Source organism: Novosphingobium sp. Gsoil 351 (assembly GCF_009707465.1).
Taxonomy (GTDB): Bacteria; Pseudomonadota; Alphaproteobacteria; order Sphingomonadales; family Sphingomonadaceae; genus Novosphingobium.
Window position 1 is genome coordinate 968,516 of the sequence record NZ_CP046120.1, and the last position, 17,686, is coordinate 986,201.

The following is a 17,686-nucleotide window of genomic DNA, read 5'->3' on the forward strand; positions in this document are numbered from 1 at the left end:
CCGGTTCGGCCCCGGCCTGCGCCGGGGCGACTGGAAGGGTTGTCACAGTTGCACTCCCTTGCCGACTTCGGGCCTGGTGTTGCGTGTCGCATCCTGCGGTCGCCGCTGGTTCTGGCGCGAGATGTCCTGGCTGCGCACATCGCCGCGTTGGCGGTGGGTGAGCACGATCGCACCGATCATCGCCACCAGCAGGATGATCCCCGCGGCCTCGAACAGGAACAGGTAGCGGGTATAGAGCAGCGCGCCGATCGCCGCGGTGTTGCTCGCGCCCAGCGCCGCCGCCGAAGCCCCGTCCGCCGCGCCCAGCGCCAAGGCGCCCGCCTTGTACGCGCCCAGCCCAAGCACCAGCTCGGCCAGCAGCACCAGCGCGATGGCGATCCCCAGCGGGAAGTTCTTGACGAACCCGGCGCGCAGCTCAGCGAAATCGATGTCGAGCATCATCACCACGAACAGGAACAGCACCGCGACCGCCCCGACATAGACGATCACCAGCAGCATCGCGATGAACTCGGCCCCGACCAGGACCATGAGGCCCGCGGCGTTGAAGAACGCGACGATCAGCCACAGCACCGAATGCACCGGGTTGCGCGACAGGATCACCAGCACCGCGCTGGCGATGACCAGGACGGAGAACAGATAGAAGGCGAGGGTTTGGATCACAACGGTCGACCCGCAACCAAACCCGACCCGTCACCCCCGCGAAGGCCGGGGGCCAACGCACCTATCGTGCAAGTCGGACAGGCCGGTTGAGCCCCGGCCTGCGCCGGGGCGACGGAAGATGGTTGTGTAGGAAGCCCCTGAATCACGCGCGGCCCCTAGCGATACGGTGCATCGGCGGCAAGGTTCGCGGCCAGCGCGCGCTCCCACTTGTCCCCGTTGGCGAGCAGCTTGGCCTTGTCGTAGAGCAGTTCCTCGCGGGTCTCGGTCGCGTATTCGAAGTTCGGGCCCTCGACGATCGCATCGACCGGGCAGGCCTCCTGGCAGAACCCGCAGTAGATGCACTTGGTCATGTCGATGTCGTAGCGGGTGGTGCGGCGGCTGCCGTCATCCCTCGGTTCAGCCTCGATCGTGATCGCCTGCGCCGGACACACCGCCTCGCACAGCTTGCACGCGATGCAGCGCTCCTCACCGTTGGCATAACGCCGCAACGCATGTTCGCCGCGGAACCGCGGAGAGAGCGGGTTTTTCTCGAACGGATAGTTGATCGTCGCCTTCGGCTTGAAGAAGTACTGGAGCGTCAGCCAGTGCGCCTTGAGGAATTCCCACAAGGTGAACGATTTGATGAGGTGGGAGATTTTCACGCGCCATACCTCGTCAGCATCAGATACCCACTCACGAGCACGACAAACCCCAGCGAAACCGGCAAAAACACTTTCCACCCCAGCCGCATCAGCTGGTCGTAGCGATAGCGCGGGACGGTCGCCTTGACCCAGCTGAAGACGAAGAAGAAGAACCCGATCTTGGCGAACAGCCACAGCCAGCCGGGGATCAGGTAGAGCACCGGAATGTCCAGCGGGGGCAGCCAGCCGCCGAAGAACAGCGTGGCGTTCAGCGCGCACATCAGCAGGACGTTGGCGTATTCGCCGAGCCAGTAGAGCGCGAAGGCCATGCTCGAGTATTCGGTCTGGTACCCGGCGACGAGCTCGCTCTCGGCCTCGGTCAGGTCGAACGGCGCGCGCTGGGTCTCGGCCATGCCGCTGATCAGGAACATCACCCACATCGGGAACAGCAGCGGATTGAACACGAACCCGTTGAGGATCCAGACGTGCGATTGCTGCGCCTTGACGATGTCGTTGAGATTGAACGTCCCCGCCCACAGCACCACGCAGATCAGGATGAACCCGATCGAAACCTCGTAGGAGATCATCTGCGCACTGGCGCGCATCGCACTGAAAAACGGATATTTCGAGTTGCTGGCCCACCCGGCCATCACCGTGCCGTAAACCCCAAGGCTGCTGATCGCGAGCACGTAGAGCAGCCCGACGTTGATGTTCGCCAGCACCGCGCCTGAATTAAACGGGATCACCGCCCAGGCGAGCAGCGCGACGGTGAACGTCACGATCGGCGCGATCAGGAAGATGCCTTTGTTGGCCGCGCTGGGGACGATGGTTTCCTGGAGGAACACCTTGAGCCCGTCGGCGAACGACTGGAGCAGGCCCCACGGCCCGACCACGTTGGGCCCCCGCCGCAGCGCCATCGCCGCCCAGATCTTGCGATCGGCATAGATCACCATCGCCACCGCGAGCATGACGGGCAGCGCGATGAGAAGGATGCCGGCGATGGTCGCGAGCAGCCAGGCGGTGTCGTGGGACAGGCCCCAGGATTGGAATGTGGCGGTCATTCCGCCGCCTCCGCCAGATCTTCGCCGTGGAGCAGTTCGGCCGAGCAGCGCTGCATCGTCGGGCTGGCGCGGCAGATCGCGTTGGTCAGGTAGAAGTCCTTGATCGGGTAGCCGATCTGCGCGGATTTCACTTTCGCCAGCCTCTTCGGCTTGGGCAGCGCGCCGTAATCGGCCAGCCCCTCGACACCGAGCGCCGGGACCTCGGCGATCATCGCGGCGCGGAGTTGCTCGAAGGTGTCGAAGCCGACCGTAACACCGAGCGCATCGGCCAGCGCGCGCAGGATCGTCCAATCCTCACGCGCATCGCCGGGGGCGAACACGGCCTTTTCGGCGAACTGCACGCGGCCCTCGGTGTTGACGTAGGTGCCCGCCTTCTCGGTCCACGCCGCTCCGGGCAGGATCACGTCGGCGGCATGGGCGCCCTTGTCGCCGTGATGGCCGATGTAGACCTTGAGGCTCGATCCGAAAGCCGACCAGTCGACCTCGTCCGCGCCTAGCGCGAGCACTACCTTGGGCGCTGCGGCGGCGATGTCCTTGATCCCGCCCTTCTGCGCATAGCCGAGCATCAGCCCGCCCATCCGGCTCGCGGCCATATGGAGCACATTGAAACCGTTCCACTTCGCCCCGTCCTCGAGATCGCGGACCACGTTCCATGTTCCTGCCAGCGCGAGCGACGGCGCTATTGCGCCCTTGGCCAGTCCGCCTCCGCCAAGGATGACTGCAGGTCGCCGCGCCGAAACCATCGCCTCGTTCACATGCTCGGGCAGATCGCCGAGTACGGCAACGTCATCGCCGAGGAACTCCGCGCCGAAAGTCGTTTCCCAATGCGGGCCGACCACGAAAATCTTGGCCCCGCGCTTCGCCGCCTTGCGCAGGCGGACGTTGACCAGCGGCGCTTCCCAGCGAACCATGCTGCCGACGATCAGGATCGCATCGGCGGTTTCGATCCCGGCAAAGGTGCTGTTGAAGTTCACCGCGGCGAGGTTGGAGCAGTCGTAATCGAGGCCAGTCTGCCGACCCTCAAGCAAACTTGAGCTAAGCCCGCCAAGCAGCTTCTTGGCCGCGAACATCGTTTCGCAGTCGACCAAGTCGCCCGCCACCGCAGCCAGGCTCGCTCCGGGCTTGGCCTTGGCGATCGCCCCGAACGCTTCGTCCCACGTCGCCGCAACCAGCTTGCCCTTCTGGCGCACCCACGGCTTGTCCAGTCGTCGCCGGGTCAGCCCATCGACGCAGTGGCGGCCCTTGTCGCTCAGCCACTCCTCGTTGACGTCGTCATTGATGCGGGGAAGCGCGCGCAGCACTTCGCGGCCGCGGCTGTCGACGCGGATGTTGCTGCCGACCGCGTCGGAGACGTCGATCGACAACGTCTTCTTCAATTCCCATGGCCGCGCCTCGAACGCATAGGGCTTGCTCGTCAGCGCGCCGACCGGGCACAGATCGACCACGTTGGCCGACAGTTCGTGTTGGATCGCCTTTTCGAGATAGCTGGTGATCTGCATCCCCTCGCCCCGATAGAGCGCGCCGATCTCGTCCACCCCGGCGATCTCCTCGCTGAAGCGCACGCAGCGGGTGCAGTGAATACAACGGGTCATCGCGGTCTTGACCAGCGGGCCCATGTACTTCTCGGTGACCGCGCGCTTGTTCTCGTCGTAACGCGAGGCGCCGCGGCCGTAGGCGATCGACTGGTCCTGCAGATCGCACTCGCCGCCCTGGTCGCAGATCGGGCAATCGAGCGGGTGGTTGATGAGCAGGAACTCCATCACCCCCTCGCGCGCCTTCTGCACCATCGGGGTGGCGGTGAAGATCTGCTGCCCCTCGGTGGCGGGCAAAGCGCAAGACGCCTGCGGCTTGGGCGGCCCAGGCTTCACCTCGACCAGGCACATCCGGCAGTTTCCCGCGATGGACAGCCGCTCGTGATAGCAGAACCGCGGAATTTCCTTCCCCGCCAGCTCGCACGCCTGAAGCACCGTGGCGCCCACGGGGACTTCGAGTTCGGTGCCGTCTACGGTGACTTTAGGCATCGTGCCTTCCTATGCGCCGACGCGGCCGAACGGCGGACGCATTTCGACACCGAGCCTATACGAGGCGATGCCGATGTAGGTGCGCAGGAACAGGGGGTTAATCGTCATCGACGAGCCGGCCAGGAGGCACGGCCCCAAGTCCGGCCTGAGCGCATCGATCGCCTTCCGTTCTTCCACGCTGAGCCCCTCCGACGCGACCAGCGCTATGCTCGCCACCGGGTTTCGGCGGACGACGCAACGCGCGAAAATCTCGGCTGGCGGCAACGGCGCGACATGCGCAGCCTCTTCTTCGGCGCTGAGCGGCCGCGCGGCCAGAATCGCCGGGAGATCAGGATAATACTTGGCTGTAAGGGCCTGGCCGAGCGCACCCGACATGACATCGGGCGAGAACCTCAGCCGCACTTCGTTGGTGAACCCATAGAGGCAACCGTCGTCGGAGCTCATCACAAGCTGTCTCAGCGCACTTATCTTCGACGTCGAATCGACAGCAGCGAGAACATAGGTATTGGCGTGCTCGAAACGGCGGTTGACCGCACACTTGGCGAAGTTTCGTAGCGCGAGGTCCGCATCCTTGGCCGCGTAGGCGCGTTTTTCGAGCGGCTTGGTCCGCCACTGAGTGTCATGATTCTGCTGCGCCACCGCAGCAGTGCCCAAGCCAAGGGTCAGCATCGGTAGCAATACGGCTTTGAAGCAATGTGTCATTCCGCCGCCTCCCGCACATTCTCCGCGATCCGCCGCTCGAGCTCCGGCCGGAAATGCTTGATCAGCCCCTGGATCGGCCATGCCGCCGCGTCGCCCAGCGCGCAGATGGTGTGGCCTTCGACTTGCTTGGTCACATCGTAGAGCATGTCGATCTCGGCCGCATCGGCGTCGCCGGTGCGCAGGCGCTCCATCACGCGCCACATCCAGCCGGTGCCTTCGCGGCAGGGGGTGCACTGGCCGCAGGACTCGTGCTTGTAGAAATAGCTGATCCGGCTGATCGCGCGGACGATGTCGGTCGACTTGTCCATGACGATGATCGCCGCGGTGCCGAGGCCGCTGCCGACCGCCTTGAGCCCGTCGAAGTCCATCGGACAGTCGATGATCTCTGCCGCGGGGACCAGCGGCACTGAAGATCCGCCGGGAATCACTGCCAGCAGATTGTCCCACCCGCCGCGGATGCCGCCGCAATGGGTCTCGATCAGCTCGCGGAAGCTCACGCTCATCGCGTCCTCAACCACGCAGGGCTTTTCGACGTGGCCGCTGATCTGGAAGAGCTTGGTGCCTTCGTTGCCCTTGCGCCCGATGGCGGCGAACCAGCCTGCGCCGCGGCGCAGGATCGTGGGGGCGACCGCGATGCTCTCGACGTTGTTGACCGTGGTCGGGCAGCCATAGAGCCCCGCTCCCGCCGGGAACGGCGGTTTGAGCCGCGGCTGGCCCTTCTTGCCCTCGAGGCTCTCGATCATCGCGGTTTCTTCGCCGCAGATGTAGGCGCCCGCGCCGCGGTGGACGAAGACGTCGAAATCATAGCCCGATCCGCAGGCATTCTTGCCGATCAGCCCGGCGTCATAAGCCTCGGCGACCGCGGCGAACATCGTCTCTGCCTCGCGGATGTATTCGCCGCGGATGTAGATGTAGGCGGCGCGCGCGCGCATCGCGAACCCGGCGACCAGCGCGCCCTCGATCAGCTTGTGCGGATCGTGGCGGAGGATTTCGCGGTCCTTGCATGATCCCGGCTCGGACTCGTCGGCGTTGATGACGAGGAAGCTGGGGCGGCCGTCCTTGGGTTCCTTGGGCATGAACGACCACTTCATGCCGGTGGGGAAGCCCGCCCCGCCGCGTCCGCGCAGGCCGGAATCCTTGATTTCCTGGATGATAGTATCCTGCCCGCGCGCGAGCAGGGCCTTGGTATCGTCCCAGTCACCGCGCTTTTGCGCAGCTTTCAGCCCCCACGGCTGGTAGCCGTAGAGGTTGGTGAAGATGCGGTCCTTGTCGGCGAGAGCCACTTACCACTCCCCCCGGTAATCGTGGTTCGCGCCGACCATTTCCTTCAGCGTCGTCGGCCCGCCGCTCGGCTCGACGGTGTGGCGGCCCGGTTCCTGCGTGCCGGGTTTGGGCTTGCCGCCTACTGCCAGCCCGTCGAGGATCTTGTCGAACGTCTCGACGGTCAGGTCCTCGTAGTTGTCGTCGTTGATCTGGACCATCGGCGCCGACGCGCAATTGCCCATGCATTCGACTTCGGTCAGCGACCACAGCCCGTCGGCCGAGACATGCCCCTTGCTCATCCCGCGCTTCTTGCACGCGGCGAGGATGTCGTCAGAACCCCGCAACATGCACGGCGTGGTGCCGCACACCTGGACGTGGAAGCGGCCGACGGGCGCGAGGTTGTACATCGTGTAGAAGCTGGCGACCTCAAGCACGCGGATCACCGGCATGGCGAGTTCGCGCGCGACGAATTCGATCACCGGAATCGGTAGCCAGCCTTGCGTATTGGTCTCCGCGCCGACCTGGCGCTGGGCGAGATCGAGCAGCGGCATGACCGCCGAACGCTGCCGCCCCGGCGGATAGCGCGCGATGATCTTCGGCACCTCGGCGGCATTGGCCTCGGTCCACGCGAAGCCGCCCCAGCGCGCGCGCAGTTCGGGGGTGTCGGGAGCGGGGGCGCGGTCAGCCACGAAAGTCTTCCAAGGTTAGCTTAGCAGTTGGGTTTCGCCTCCATTGGCGGCCGATAATTTTGTATCGGTAGAAATACAGCCCCAAAAACGTGAAAACCCACAGAAGGACAATCGATAAAAACCAAAACTGTGTTCGTTCAGATGGCGGGCTTGGCATCAAAATGCCCAGAATACAGAGTGGACCAAAGACGATAGCAGCCAGCTTCAACCAAGTGATACGCGGTCCATAAATAGCTGATCCCATCAGTGTGAGGCGCTTTATGTAAGAAGACACTCTCTGACCTTCACCCAAACGATTGAATGTCAGAATTACATCCTCGTCGATTAGCCGAGTAAACCATGTCAAGGCGCTCACCGGTCGCACTCCCCGAACACGATGTCGAGCGCGCCCAGTATGGCGGTCGCGTCGGGCAGCATGTGGCCGCGGCTCATGAAATCCATCGCCTGGAGATGGCTGAACGCGGTCGGGCGGATTTTGCAACGGTAGGGTTTGTTCGACCCGTCGCTGACCAGATAGACCCCGAACTCGCCCTTGGGGCTTTCGGTGGCGACATAGACTTCTCCCGCGGGGACGTGGAAGCCTTCGGTGTAGAGCTTGAAGTGGTGGATCAGCGCTTCCATCGACTGCTTCATCTCGGCGCGCTTGGGCGGCACGATCTTGCGGTCGTCGCTGGCGATCGGGCCTTCGGGCATCTCGCGCAGGCACTGCTTCATGATCTTGGCCGACTGGCGCACTTCCTCAACCCGGACCATGAACCGGTCGTAGCAATCGCCGCGCGTGCCTACCGGCACCTCGAAATCCATCCGGTCGTAAACGTCGTAGGGCTGGCTTTTGCGCAGGTCCCAGGCGATCCCGCTGCCGCGGATCATCGGGCCGGAAAAGCCCCAGCGGACCGCGTCGTCCTTGCTTACCGTAGCGATGTCGACGTTGCGCTGCTTGAAGATGCGGTTGTCGACGACCAGGCTCATCGCGTCTTCGAACAGGCGCGGGAGCCGCGTATCGAGCCAGTCGGCGATATCGGTCAGCAGCTTGAGCGGAACGTCCTGGTGGACCCCGCCGGGGCGGTACCACGCCATATGCATCCGCGCGCCGGCCGCGCGCTCGAAGAAGTTGAGGCAGTCCTCGCGGATTTCGAACAGCCACAAGTTGGGCGTCATCGCGCCGACGTCCATCACGTGGCTGCCCAGGTTGAGCATGTGGTTGCAGATGCGGGTCAGCTCGGCGAACAGCACCCGCAGGTATTGCGCGCGGATCGGCACCTCGAGATTGAGCAGCTTCTCGATCGCGAGCACGTAAGAGTGCTCCATCCCCAGCGGCGAGCAATAGTCGAGCCGGTCGAAGTAGGGCAGCGCCTGAAGATAGGTCTTATGCTCGATCAACTTCTCGGTGCCGCGGTGGAGCAGGCCGACATGGCAATCGATACGCTCGATGATCTCGCCGTCGAGCTCCATCACCATCCGCAGCACGCCGTGCGCGGCAGGGTGCTGGGGGCCGAAGTTGATCGTGTAGTTGGTGATGACCTCGTCGCCGGTGGTCGGCGCCTGGTCGGCTACGAGAGCGCTCATTCATCCGCTCCCTTGGGCTTGCGCGCGCGCGGGCGGGTCGCGGGCGCGGTGTCGTTGGTGCCGCTGGCGCGGGGTTTGCGCGCGGGGCGCTTTTCAGTCGGCTTGGGCGCGACCGGCTCGTTCGTTTTAGTCGTCACCGGGACGTTTGGTTCGGACTTGCGCGCGTTGGAGACGGCGCGGATGTCGGCGGCAGGCTTATTGGCGGTCTTCTTGGCCGCTTCCTTGTTCGCCGCCTTACCCGCGCCGGTATCGGCGGGCTTTTCGGTGACCTTGGGCCTGTCGGCCTGCGGCGGACCCTTGGTTTCAGGCTTGGCGGCAGGCGGAGCGTCCGCCTTTTCATCGCCTGGCAGGATGTAGTCGGCACCCTCCCACGGGCTCATGAAATCGAACGTGCGCAAGTCCTGCGCGAGCTCGACCGGCTCGTAGACCACGCGCTTGTCTTCCTCGGAATAACGCAGCTCGACATAGCCGGTGAGCGGGAAATCCTTGCGGAACGGGTGGCCCTGGAAGCCGTAGTCGGTGAGAATTCGGCGCAAGTCGGGATGGCCTGCGAACAGCACCCCGTACATGTCGAAAACCTCACGCTCGAGCCAGCCCGCGACCGGCCAAAGCGTTGTCACCGTCGGTACGGGGGTCGCCTCGTCGGTGGTGAGCTTGACCATGATCCGGTGGTTCCGGGTCAGCGACAGCAGCATGTAGACGACATCGAACCGTTCGGGCCGGTTGGGGTAATCGGCCCCCGCGATCTCCATCAACTGCTGGTAATCATGTTCATCGCGCAACAGGCGCAGCGCGTCCTCGATCGAATCGCGCCGGACGGTGAGCAGGATTTCACCATGCTCCTCGCGCCCCTCGACCAGCATGGCGCCGAGGGCAGCGGCGAGCGTGGCTTTCACGCCTCCGTTCGAGGCGATCTTGGGCGCGGAGTGGAGGACGGTGGCCATGCTCTACCCCCGCTCATCCCGAGCGCGGTCGAGGTATGTCGCGCGAGGGTCGAGCATCGCGCCCGATGCCTCGACTTCGCTCGACATGAGCGGGAATTGCATTAGCGAGATCACCGCTCGATCGTCCCGACGCGGCGGATTTTCCGCTGGAGCTGCATCACGCCGTAGAGCAGCGCCTCGGCGGTCGGCGGGCAGCCGGGGACGTAAATGTCCACCGGCACGATCCGGTCGCAGCCGCGCACCACGCTGTAGCTGTAGTGGTAATAGCCGCCGCCGTTGGCGCAGCTTCCCATGCTGATCACATACTTGGGGTCCGACATCTGGTCGTAGACCTTGCGCAGCGCCGGGGCCATCTTGTTGCACAGCGTGCCCGCCACGATCATCACGTCGGACTGGCGCGGGCTGGCGCGCGGGGCGACGCCGAAGCGCTCCATATCGTAGCGCGGCATATTGACGTGGATCATTTCGACCGCGCAGCAGGCGAGGCCGAAGGTCATCCACCACAGGCTGCCGGTGCGCGCCCACTGGAACAGCTCCTCGGTGGTGGTGACGAGGAAGCCTTTGTCGGCGACTTCGGCATTCACATCGACCACGAACGCCGGATTGGGCGCGCGCATCGGAGAGCCGTCGGCGTTCACCAACGCGGAGGCGGGTTCTACTCCCAATCGAGCGCTCCCTTCTTCCAGGCGTAGGCGAAGCCCACGATCAGTTCGAACAGGAACACCATCATCGTGATCCAGCCGGGCCAGCCGGTGACATCCAGGCTGACCGCCCACGGAAACAGGAACGCGGCCTCCAGATCGAAGATGATGAACAGGATCGCGACGAGGTAGAAGCGCACGTCGAACTGGCTGCGCGGGTCCTCGAACGCGGGGAACCCGCACTCGTATTCGGAGAGCTTGTCGGCGCTGGGGTTATGCGTCCCGGTCAGGCGCGAGACGCCCATCGGCAGGAACACGAACAGCGCAGAAATCCCCAGCGCGATGCCAAGGAAAATCAGGATCGGCAGGTACTGCGACAGGTCAAGCAAAGGTCTGACTCGGGCTTTTGTGCGACTGCGAAGCGCCCTAGTCCCGGCACCTCCGGGGTGCAAGGGGTGGACGAATCTACTTCAGCCCTTGTGTGATCGTCCGGCGGATCGCGGCGCCATAGGGCGGGCGGATTCCGGCGAGTTTGGTGATGTCGAGCTTGGGTTGGCGATAGACCGCGCGGGCGTGGCTGAAGGTCTTGAAGCCCTCCGGACCATGATAGCTGCCCATCCCTGAAGGTCCCACTCCCCCGAACGGGAGGTCGTCCATCGAGACATGGAACATCGCGTCGTTGACGGTCACCCCGCCCGATATCGTGCGCGACAAAACGCGGTCTTCCTCGGCCTTGTCTTCGCCGAAGTAGTACAATCCCAGCGGGTGATCGTGGGCGTTGACGTAGTCGATCGCCTCGTCGATTGCCTTGTAGGTCTTCACCGGCAGCACCGGGCCGAAGATTTCGTCCTGCATCACCTTCATCCCATCGTCGACATTGCGCAGGATGGTCAGGGGCAGCTTGTTGAGGTTGGCGGCGGCGAAGTCTTCCCCCGCCGGGTTGACCTCGATCGCCTCGGCACCCTTGGCCACCGCGTCGGCGACCAGCCCCTGCAAGCGGTCGCGATGGCGCGCGTTGATGACCGACGCATAGTCGTCGTTGGAAAGCATAGTCGGATACATCGCCGAAACCTGCGCCTTGAGGGCGGCGATCGTCTGCTTTTCGCGGTCATCGGGTACCAGCAGGTAATCGGGGGCCAGGCAGATCTGCCCCGCGTTCATCATCTTGGCCAGCCCGATCCGCCCGGCGGCGCGATCGGTATCGGCGCTGCGCCCAAGGATCGTCGGGGACTTACCGCCCAGCTCGAGCGTGACCGGCACCAGGTTTTCCGCCGCCGCGCGCAGCACATGGCGGCCGATCGAGGTCGCTCCGGTGAACAGCAGGTGATCGAATGCCAGCCCGCAGAATTCCTGCCCGATCTCCGGCCCGCCGAGAATCGTCGCGACCTCATCTTCGGCGAAATAGCGCGCGAACAGCTCGGCCATGGTCTCGGACGTGCGCTCGGTGAACTCGCTCGGCTTGATCATCGCGCGGTTGCCAGCGGCGAGCGCCTGGGCGAGCGGATTGACCGTCAACCCAACAGGAAAATTCCACGGGCTGACGATGCCGATCACGCCCTTGGGCTCATAGCGCAGCTCCGACCGCGCGCCGAGCAGGCCGAGCGGGAAGTTGGCGTGGCGCTTTTCCGAGCGCGCCCAGCGGTCGAGGTGCTTGAGCGAATAGTTGACCATGCCGACACCCGCGACGATGTCGCTCATCATGCTCATCTCGCGACTGCGGTTGCCGAAGTCGGCGCTCATCGCCGCGCATAGGGCATCGCCGTTCTCGATCAGCACGGCCTTGAGCCGCTTGAGCCGGTCGCGGCGGACCGACAGCGCTTCCGGGCGAGCGGCAACGAAGGCTGCGCGCTGGCGTGATAGAACATCATGCATGATCGACAATTGCGGCATCCGGCTTCCCTGTCCCAACCTTTAGTTTTGCGCGAGATAGACCGCGAACCCCGCCAGCGCCAGCAGTGTTCCCAGCGGCAGCGCGGTATCGGCGGCGGGCGCGCGGCGGGTAAGCATCAGCCCGGCGACGGCGATCAGCCCCAGCAGGCTGGCCGCGAGCAGCGTCTCGACCACGCCCAGCGGGCCCAGCCAGAGGCCGATTCCGCCTAGCAGCTTGGGATCGCCCGCCCCCAGCCCCTCGCGCCCGCGCCAGCCGCGATAAAGCGTCGCCGCCAGCCACAGGATGCCGAAGCCCAGCACCGCGCCCAAGAGCGGCCCGGCGAGCAGGACGGGATGGCGGACCGCGGCGAGGCCCGAAAAGACCAGTCCTGTCGCCGCAAGCAGCAGGACCAGCCGGTCGGGCAGCCACAAATGACGCAAGTCGAGCAGGCCGAGCAGCAGCAGCTGCCAGCCCAGGATCAGGCCAAGGCCCAGCGTGGCGCCATCGCGGGCGAACAGCGCGGCGACGATGCCCACCATCGCCCCCCCGGGTTCGGCGGCAAACTGCCATGGGTCGATCGCGCCGCCACAGGCGCTGCAGCGGCCCCGCAGCATCACGAACGACACGATCGGGATCAAATCGGACGGCCCCAGAACCCGCCCGCAGCAATCGCAGCGCGAGCGTCCCGCCACGACGGATTCGCCCTTGGGCAGGCGGATCAGCGCGGCGCCCAAGAAACTTCCGACGATCGCGCCGAGCAGCGCCATGACAATCGCAGTCTCGCCACGCGAGAAAACCGCAATGGTATCCGTCCAAAGGTCGGCCAGCGCGCGCTCCCGTTGCCAATTGTGCGCTGCAACGATAAGCGCAGCGGCGATCCTCGAATCTCGTTACCGCGTCAGAAAGGCCTTCGCCATGCCCCAGTTTTCCGCCGCCGATCCGATCGTGATCCTCTCCACTGCGCGCACTCCGATGGGAGGGATGCAAGGATCGCTGGCCGATGTCTCGGCGACCGACCTGGGTGCCACTGCGGTTCGCGCTGCGGTTGAGCGCGCGGGCGTGGACGGCGCGGCGATCGACCGCATCTATATGGGCTGCGTTCTCCCCGCCGGCCTCGGCCAGGCTCCCGCGCGCCAGGCCGCGATCAAGGCCGGGCTGCCCAAGTCGGTCGAGGCGACCACGGTCAACAAGGTCTGCGGCAGCGGCATGCAGACCGTGATCATGGGGGCGGAGGCGCTCGCCAGCGGAACAGTCGACCTCATCGTCGCGGGCGGGATGGAAAGCATGACCAATGCGCCCTACTTGCTCAAGAAGCACCGCGGCGGCGCACGGATCGGCCACGACACCGCCTATGACCACATGTTCCTCGACGGGCTGGAAGACGCCTACGAAGCCGGCCGGGCGATGGGCACGTTCGCGCAGGACACCGCAAACGAATATCAGCTGACCCGCGAAATGCAGGACGACTACTCGGTCGAATCGCTGCGCCGCGCCAATGCCGCGATCGCGTCTGGCGCGTTCGCCGACGAGATCGTCGCGGTCACGGTCAAGTCGCGCAAGGGCGAGGTCAGCGTCGATACCGACGAGCAACCCGGCAAGGGCAATCCCGAGAAGCTGCGCCAGCTCAAGGCCGCCTTCGCCAAGGACGGCACCATTACCGCCGCCTCGTCGAGCTCGATCTCAGACGGCGCCGCCGCCGTGGTGCTGACCCGCCAGAGCGAGGCCGACAAGATCGGCGCCAAGCCAGTCGCCAGGATCGTCGCGGTCGCGGCGCACGCCCAGGAGCCCAAGGACTTTACCATCGCTCCGGTCGGCGCGATCACCAAGTTGCTCGAGAAGGCCGGTTGGAGCGTCGGCGACGTCGATCTGTTCGAAGTGAACGAGGCGTTCGCCTGCGTCGCGATGTTCGCGATGCACGATCTCGGCATCCCGCACGGCAAGATCAACGTCAACGGCGGCGCGACCGCACTGGGTCACCCCATCGGTGCGAGCGGTACGCGGATCATCGTCACTCTGATCAACGCGCTGAAAAATCAGGGTAAAACCAAGGGTGTCGCCAGCCTGTGCATCGGGGGCGGCGAGGCTACCGCGATCGCGGTGGAGTTGGTTTGAGCTTATCCACCGGCGGAGTCGCTTCTGTACGGGCCGGGTGATACCGTCGTCCCCTTCGCAACCGAAGGGGAGACCTGTCATGAAGAGACTTGCATTGATCGCCGGCTTGGCCCTGCTCGCCTCGTGCGGCTCGAAAGCGCCCGCGCCCGAAGCGACGGCCAGCGCCGACGATTCGATCCCGATGGACGTGAACGCCGGCCCCTCCACGGCTCCCGTGGCCGCAGCGACGCCCGGGAGCTACGACGTGACGGGTCCCGACGGGACCAAGAGCGTGGATACCCTGATGGGCGACGGCACCTACGTAAGCCGCGACTTGAACGACAAGGTCACCGACAAGGGCACCTGGACGAGCAAGGACGGCAAGACCTGCTTCACGTCAGCGGGCAAGGCCGAGATCTGCTACGCCGAAACCCCCGCGCCGCGGATGGCAGTTTCTCAGCAACCGGCCCCGACGGTAAAGTTGCGCAGGTCAAGCCGCACGCCAAGACGTAGTTCGCGGATCTGGGGCGAGGGCGTGATGGCTTCAGGGCTCGCCCTCGCCCCAGATCGCGCTTGCCCTGATCCAGGCGGCACGACCGGTGACGTCGAACTTGCACCAACCGTTTTCACAGGCGCCGACCCTGCCGACGACCCCCGGTTCCGCTCTCCACATGACCCGGCCCGCGCCGGGCTTTTCCCGCATTTCTGCAATCGCACCCTGGACGATTGCGGTCTGCTTTCGGCTGAGGAAGCGTGACAGCACCCAGCCGCGAGCGCCGTCGGGATCTTCGACCAGACGCCAACCCTCGTGCAGGCGGACGACCTTGAGCGGCAGCAGCTTGCGCTTGTAGACCCACACGATGCGATAGTCGCGAGCGGGGCCGACACGCATGTTGACGACGTCTGCGGTGAGCGAGGCCCAATACGGCAGGCCATCGTCGTCCATGGCGCGGGCAGGAACGGCGAGCGGCATGGTAGACAGCAGGACGGCGAGCAAAAGCAGGGTGCGGCGCATCGCCGGGTTCCTAACCTGCATCGTGCTTGCTGCAAAGCCGTAGCCGCTTGACCGCCCCGGCTCCGCGGGCCTAGCGATGGCCAGCGATGAGCCACCCCGCAACCGCCCCCGCCGATCGCTCGCAGACCCGCCGCGTCGAGGGCAAGCCGCGAGTGGTGGTGACCCAACGCCTGCTACCCGCGACCGAGGCGCGGCTGGCGGAATTGTTCGACTCCCGCTTGAGCAGCCACGATACCGCGATGACGCGCGAAGACCTCGCGACGGCGATGCAGGACGCCGACGTCCTCGTCCCCACCGTGACCGACCGCATCGACGCCGCGCTGATCGAACGCGCCGGGCCTCGGCTGGGCCTGATCGCCAGCTTCGGCGCGGGGACGGATCACATCGACCTCCACGCCGCGCGCGCCCGCAAGATCATGGTCACCAACACGCCCGGCGTGTTCACCAATGACACCGCCGACATGACGATGGCGCTGATCCTGTCGGTGCCCCGCCGGTTCGTCGAGGGCGGTCGGATCCTGCGCGCTGGCGAGTGGACAGGCTGGGCGCCTTCTACGCTGCTCGGCCACCGAATTGGCGGCAAGACGCTGGGCATCGTCGGGATGGGCCGGATCGGCCAGGCGGTCGCCCACCGCGCCCGCGCCTTCGGGATGAGCGTGATCTATCACAACCGCCACCGTCTGCCCGAAGCGGCCGAACAGATGCTCGGCGCGCGCTACGAGGCCGATCTCGACATGCTGGTGGGTGAAGCCGATGTCATCACCCTGCACTGCCCGTCAAGCGCCGAGACCCACCACCTGATCGACGCTCGGCGCCTCGCGCTGATGAAGCCCGACGTCTATTTGGTGAACACCGCGCGCGGCGACTTGATCGACGAGGACGCATTGATCGACGCGCTCGAGAACGAGCGCATCGGCGGCGCGGGCCTTGATGTCTACGCGCACGAACCCGCAGTCGATCCGCGCCTGATTGCGCTGAGCAATGTCAGCCTGTTGCCGCACCTGGGCAGCGCTACCTTCGAGGGGCGCGAGGCTGCGGGCGAGAAGATCATCGCCAACATCCGCTTCTGGGCCGACGGCCACCGCCCGCCCGACCAGGTGCTCGAGGGGTGGAGCTGACCCAGGCTCGGCGCAACAATCCATTGGCGCTGAGCTTGTCGAGGTACCGTTCCTTCTCTTAGAGGACCTCGCAAGCAATAGCGGCTCTTCAGCGAGCTAAGGGCGAACGGGGATTGGGGATGCGCGCATATTTGACGGCGGTCGGCCTGTTGGCCTTGGCCAGCCCGGCGTTTGCACAAACCCCTGGCACGCTCGACATCGCCGATAGCGGCGACACCGCCTGGGTGCTGGTGTCCGCCGCCTTCGTGCTGCTGATGGCGGCGCCGGGGCTGACGCTGTTCTACGGCGGGCTGGTCCGCGCCAAAAGCTTCCTCAGCGTGCTCGTCCAGTGTGGCGCGATCGTCGCGGTGTGTTCACTATTGTGGGTGGTCTGCGGCTACACGCTCGCGTTCGGTCCAGTCGGAAACGGCTGGTTGGGCGGCGGCGATGCGTTCATGCTGCGCGATCTGGGCAACGTCCGCGATGGCCTGACCATTCCCGAGAGCGCCTTCGCCTTGTTCCAGTTGACGTTCGCCGCGATCACCCCCGCGCTGATGGCAGGGGCCTGGGTCGATCGGGCGCGGTTCGGCTGGGTGGTGGGGTTCTGCGCGCTGTGGGGGCTGGTGGTCTATGCTCCCGTGGCGCACTGGATCTGGGGCGGCGGCTGGCTGGCGACGCGCTTCGGTACGCTCGATTTCGCAGGCGGGATCGTCGTTCACACCACGGCCGGGGTCTCTGCGCTGGTCGCCGTGCTGCTGCTTGGCAAGCGCCAGGGCTTTCCCAGGACGCTGATGCTGCCGCACAGCCCGGCGCTGACGATGGCCGGGGCGGCGCTGCTGTGGATGGGCTGGTTCGGCTTCAACGGCGGCTCGGCGCTCGCCGCCAACGACGATGCCGCCGCCGCGATCATCAACACCCACATCGCCGCGAGCATGGCCGCGCTGGCCTGGCTGGCGATCGAGAAATGGAAGGTCGGCAAGCCCACCAGCGTCGGCTTCGCCACCGGCGCGATCGCGGGACTGGCGACGGTGACCCCCGCTGCCGGGTTCATCTCGCCTGCCGCGGCGATGCTGTTCGGGGTGGTCGCGGCGGCGATCTGCTATGCCGCGATCCAGTTGGTCAAGCAGCGGCTCAAGATCGACGACAGCCTCGACGTGTTCGCTGTCCACGGCATGGGCGGGATCACCGGTTCGCTGTTGCTCGGGCTGTTCCTCAACCCCGCGCTTGGGGGCACCGGCTATGCCGAGGGCAGGGGCATGGCGAGCCAGCTCGGCGCGCAATTCGCCGGGGTCGGCGTGGTCGCGCTGTGGAGCGCGGTGGGAACCGCAATCGTCGCGCTGGCGGTGTCGATGCTGATCCCGATGCGCGTTGGCGAAGACGAGGAACGCGACGGCCTCGACCTGGCCAGCCACGGCGAACGGGCGTGGGAGTTCGACTGAACGAAGC

The 17,686-nt window shown here is 65.6% G+C and carries 17 protein-coding genes; 3 read left to right on the forward strand and 14 right to left on the reverse strand.

Annotation, left to right across the window (positions count from 1 at the left end; all coding sequences use genetic code 11):
* Window positions 1–42: 42 nt before the first annotated feature.
* The 13 genes from GKE62_RS04605 to GKE62_RS04665 all read right to left on the reverse strand — a co-directional run bounded on the left by GKE62_RS04605 (window position 43) and on the right by GKE62_RS04665 (window position 12,804).
* The gene (locus GKE62_RS04605) at window positions 43–660 is read right to left on the reverse strand and encodes an NADH-quinone oxidoreductase subunit J (protein ID WP_154691208.1); all 618 of its coding nucleotides are present in this window, start codon (window positions 658–660) and stop codon (window positions 43–45) included.
* 155 nt (window positions 661–815) lie between these two features.
* The gene (gene nuoI / locus GKE62_RS04610; protein WP_154691209.1) at window positions 816–1,301 is read right to left on the reverse strand and encodes an NADH-quinone oxidoreductase subunit NuoI; all 486 of its coding nucleotides are present in this window, start codon (window positions 1,299–1,301) and stop codon (window positions 816–818) included.
* Window positions 1,298–2,341, reverse strand: coding sequence for an NADH-quinone oxidoreductase subunit NuoH (gene nuoH, locus GKE62_RS04615; protein ID WP_154691210.1), 1,044 nt, complete (start codon window positions 2,339–2,341; stop codon window positions 1,298–1,300). The genes nuoI and nuoH overlap by 4 nt, the downstream gene beginning before the upstream one ends.
* Complete coding sequence (gene nuoG, locus GKE62_RS04620; RefSeq protein ID WP_154691211.1) at window positions 2,338–4,362, reverse strand: NADH-quinone oxidoreductase subunit NuoG; 2,025 nt, start codon at window positions 4,360–4,362, stop codon at window positions 2,338–2,340. Before nuoG ends, nuoH begins: the two co-directional genes overlap by 4 nt.
* Window positions 4,363–4,371: 9 nt before the next feature.
* Complete coding sequence (locus GKE62_RS04625) at window positions 4,372–5,064, reverse strand: hypothetical protein (RefSeq protein ID WP_230206912.1); 693 nt, start codon at window positions 5,062–5,064, stop codon at window positions 4,372–4,374.
* Entirely contained in the window at window positions 5,061–6,347 is a 1,287-nt protein-coding gene (gene nuoF, locus GKE62_RS04630) for an NADH-quinone oxidoreductase subunit NuoF (RefSeq protein ID WP_154691213.1), read from the reverse strand. The genes GKE62_RS04625 and nuoF overlap by 4 nt, the downstream gene beginning before the upstream one ends.
* On the reverse strand, window positions 6,348–7,016 hold the full coding sequence (locus tag GKE62_RS04635; RefSeq protein WP_154691214.1) for an NAD(P)H-dependent oxidoreductase subunit E: 669 nt from the start codon (window positions 7,014–7,016) through the stop codon (window positions 6,348–6,350).
* A 351-nt stretch (window positions 7,017–7,367) separates the two neighbouring features.
* Entirely contained in the window at window positions 7,368–8,582 is a 1,215-nt protein-coding gene (locus tag GKE62_RS04640) for an NADH-quinone oxidoreductase subunit D (RefSeq protein ID WP_154691215.1), read from the reverse strand.
* Entirely contained in the window at window positions 8,579–9,526 is a 948-nt protein-coding gene (locus GKE62_RS04645) for an NADH-quinone oxidoreductase subunit C (RefSeq protein WP_154691216.1), read from the reverse strand. The genes GKE62_RS04640 and GKE62_RS04645 overlap by 4 nt, the downstream gene beginning before the upstream one ends.
* Window positions 9,527–9,636: 110 nt before the next feature.
* On the reverse strand, window positions 9,637–10,143 hold the full coding sequence (locus GKE62_RS04650; RefSeq protein ID WP_154693557.1) for an NADH-quinone oxidoreductase subunit B family protein: 507 nt from the start codon (window positions 10,141–10,143) through the stop codon (window positions 9,637–9,639).
* 38 nt (window positions 10,144–10,181) lie between these two features.
* Window positions 10,182–10,556 (reverse strand): NADH-quinone oxidoreductase subunit A, encoded by a 375-nt coding sequence (locus tag GKE62_RS04655; protein WP_154691217.1) that lies wholly within the window; start codon window positions 10,554–10,556, stop codon window positions 10,182–10,184.
* A gap of 76 nt (window positions 10,557–10,632) precedes the next feature.
* Window positions 10,633–12,057: a coniferyl aldehyde dehydrogenase gene (locus tag GKE62_RS04660; protein WP_230206913.1), complete on the reverse strand. Its 1,425-nt coding sequence runs from the start codon at window positions 12,055–12,057 to the stop codon at window positions 10,633–10,635.
* A 21-nt stretch (window positions 12,058–12,078) separates the two neighbouring features.
* Window positions 12,079–12,804, reverse strand: a complete 726-nt coding sequence (locus GKE62_RS04665) for an A24 family peptidase (RefSeq protein ID WP_154691218.1) — start codon at window positions 12,802–12,804, stop codon at window positions 12,079–12,081.
* A gap of 148 nt (window positions 12,805–12,952) precedes the next feature.
* On the opposite strand from GKE62_RS04665, the gene GKE62_RS04670 reads away from it, so the two are divergent.
* Window positions 12,953–14,149: an acetyl-CoA C-acyltransferase gene (locus tag GKE62_RS04670; protein ID WP_154691219.1), complete on the forward strand. Its 1,197-nt coding sequence runs from the start codon at window positions 12,953–12,955 to the stop codon at window positions 14,147–14,149.
* Between the two features lie 523 nt (window positions 14,150–14,672).
* Here GKE62_RS04670 and GKE62_RS04675 read toward each other — a convergent pair.
* The gene (locus GKE62_RS04675) at window positions 14,673–15,143 is read right to left on the reverse strand and encodes an SH3 domain-containing protein (RefSeq protein WP_154691220.1); all 471 of its coding nucleotides are present in this window, start codon (window positions 15,141–15,143) and stop codon (window positions 14,673–14,675) included.
* 86 nt (window positions 15,144–15,229) lie between these two features.
* Between GKE62_RS04675 and GKE62_RS04680 the strand changes: the two genes are divergently transcribed.
* Entirely contained in the window at window positions 15,230–16,261 is a 1,032-nt protein-coding gene (locus tag GKE62_RS04680) for a D-glycerate dehydrogenase (RefSeq protein WP_154691221.1), read from the forward strand.
* 119 nt (window positions 16,262–16,380) lie between these two features.
* Window positions 16,381–17,679, forward strand: coding sequence for an ammonium transporter (locus tag GKE62_RS04685; RefSeq protein ID WP_154691222.1), 1,299 nt, complete (start codon window positions 16,381–16,383; stop codon window positions 17,677–17,679).
* The last annotated feature ends 7 nt before the right edge of the window (window positions 17,680–17,686 follow it).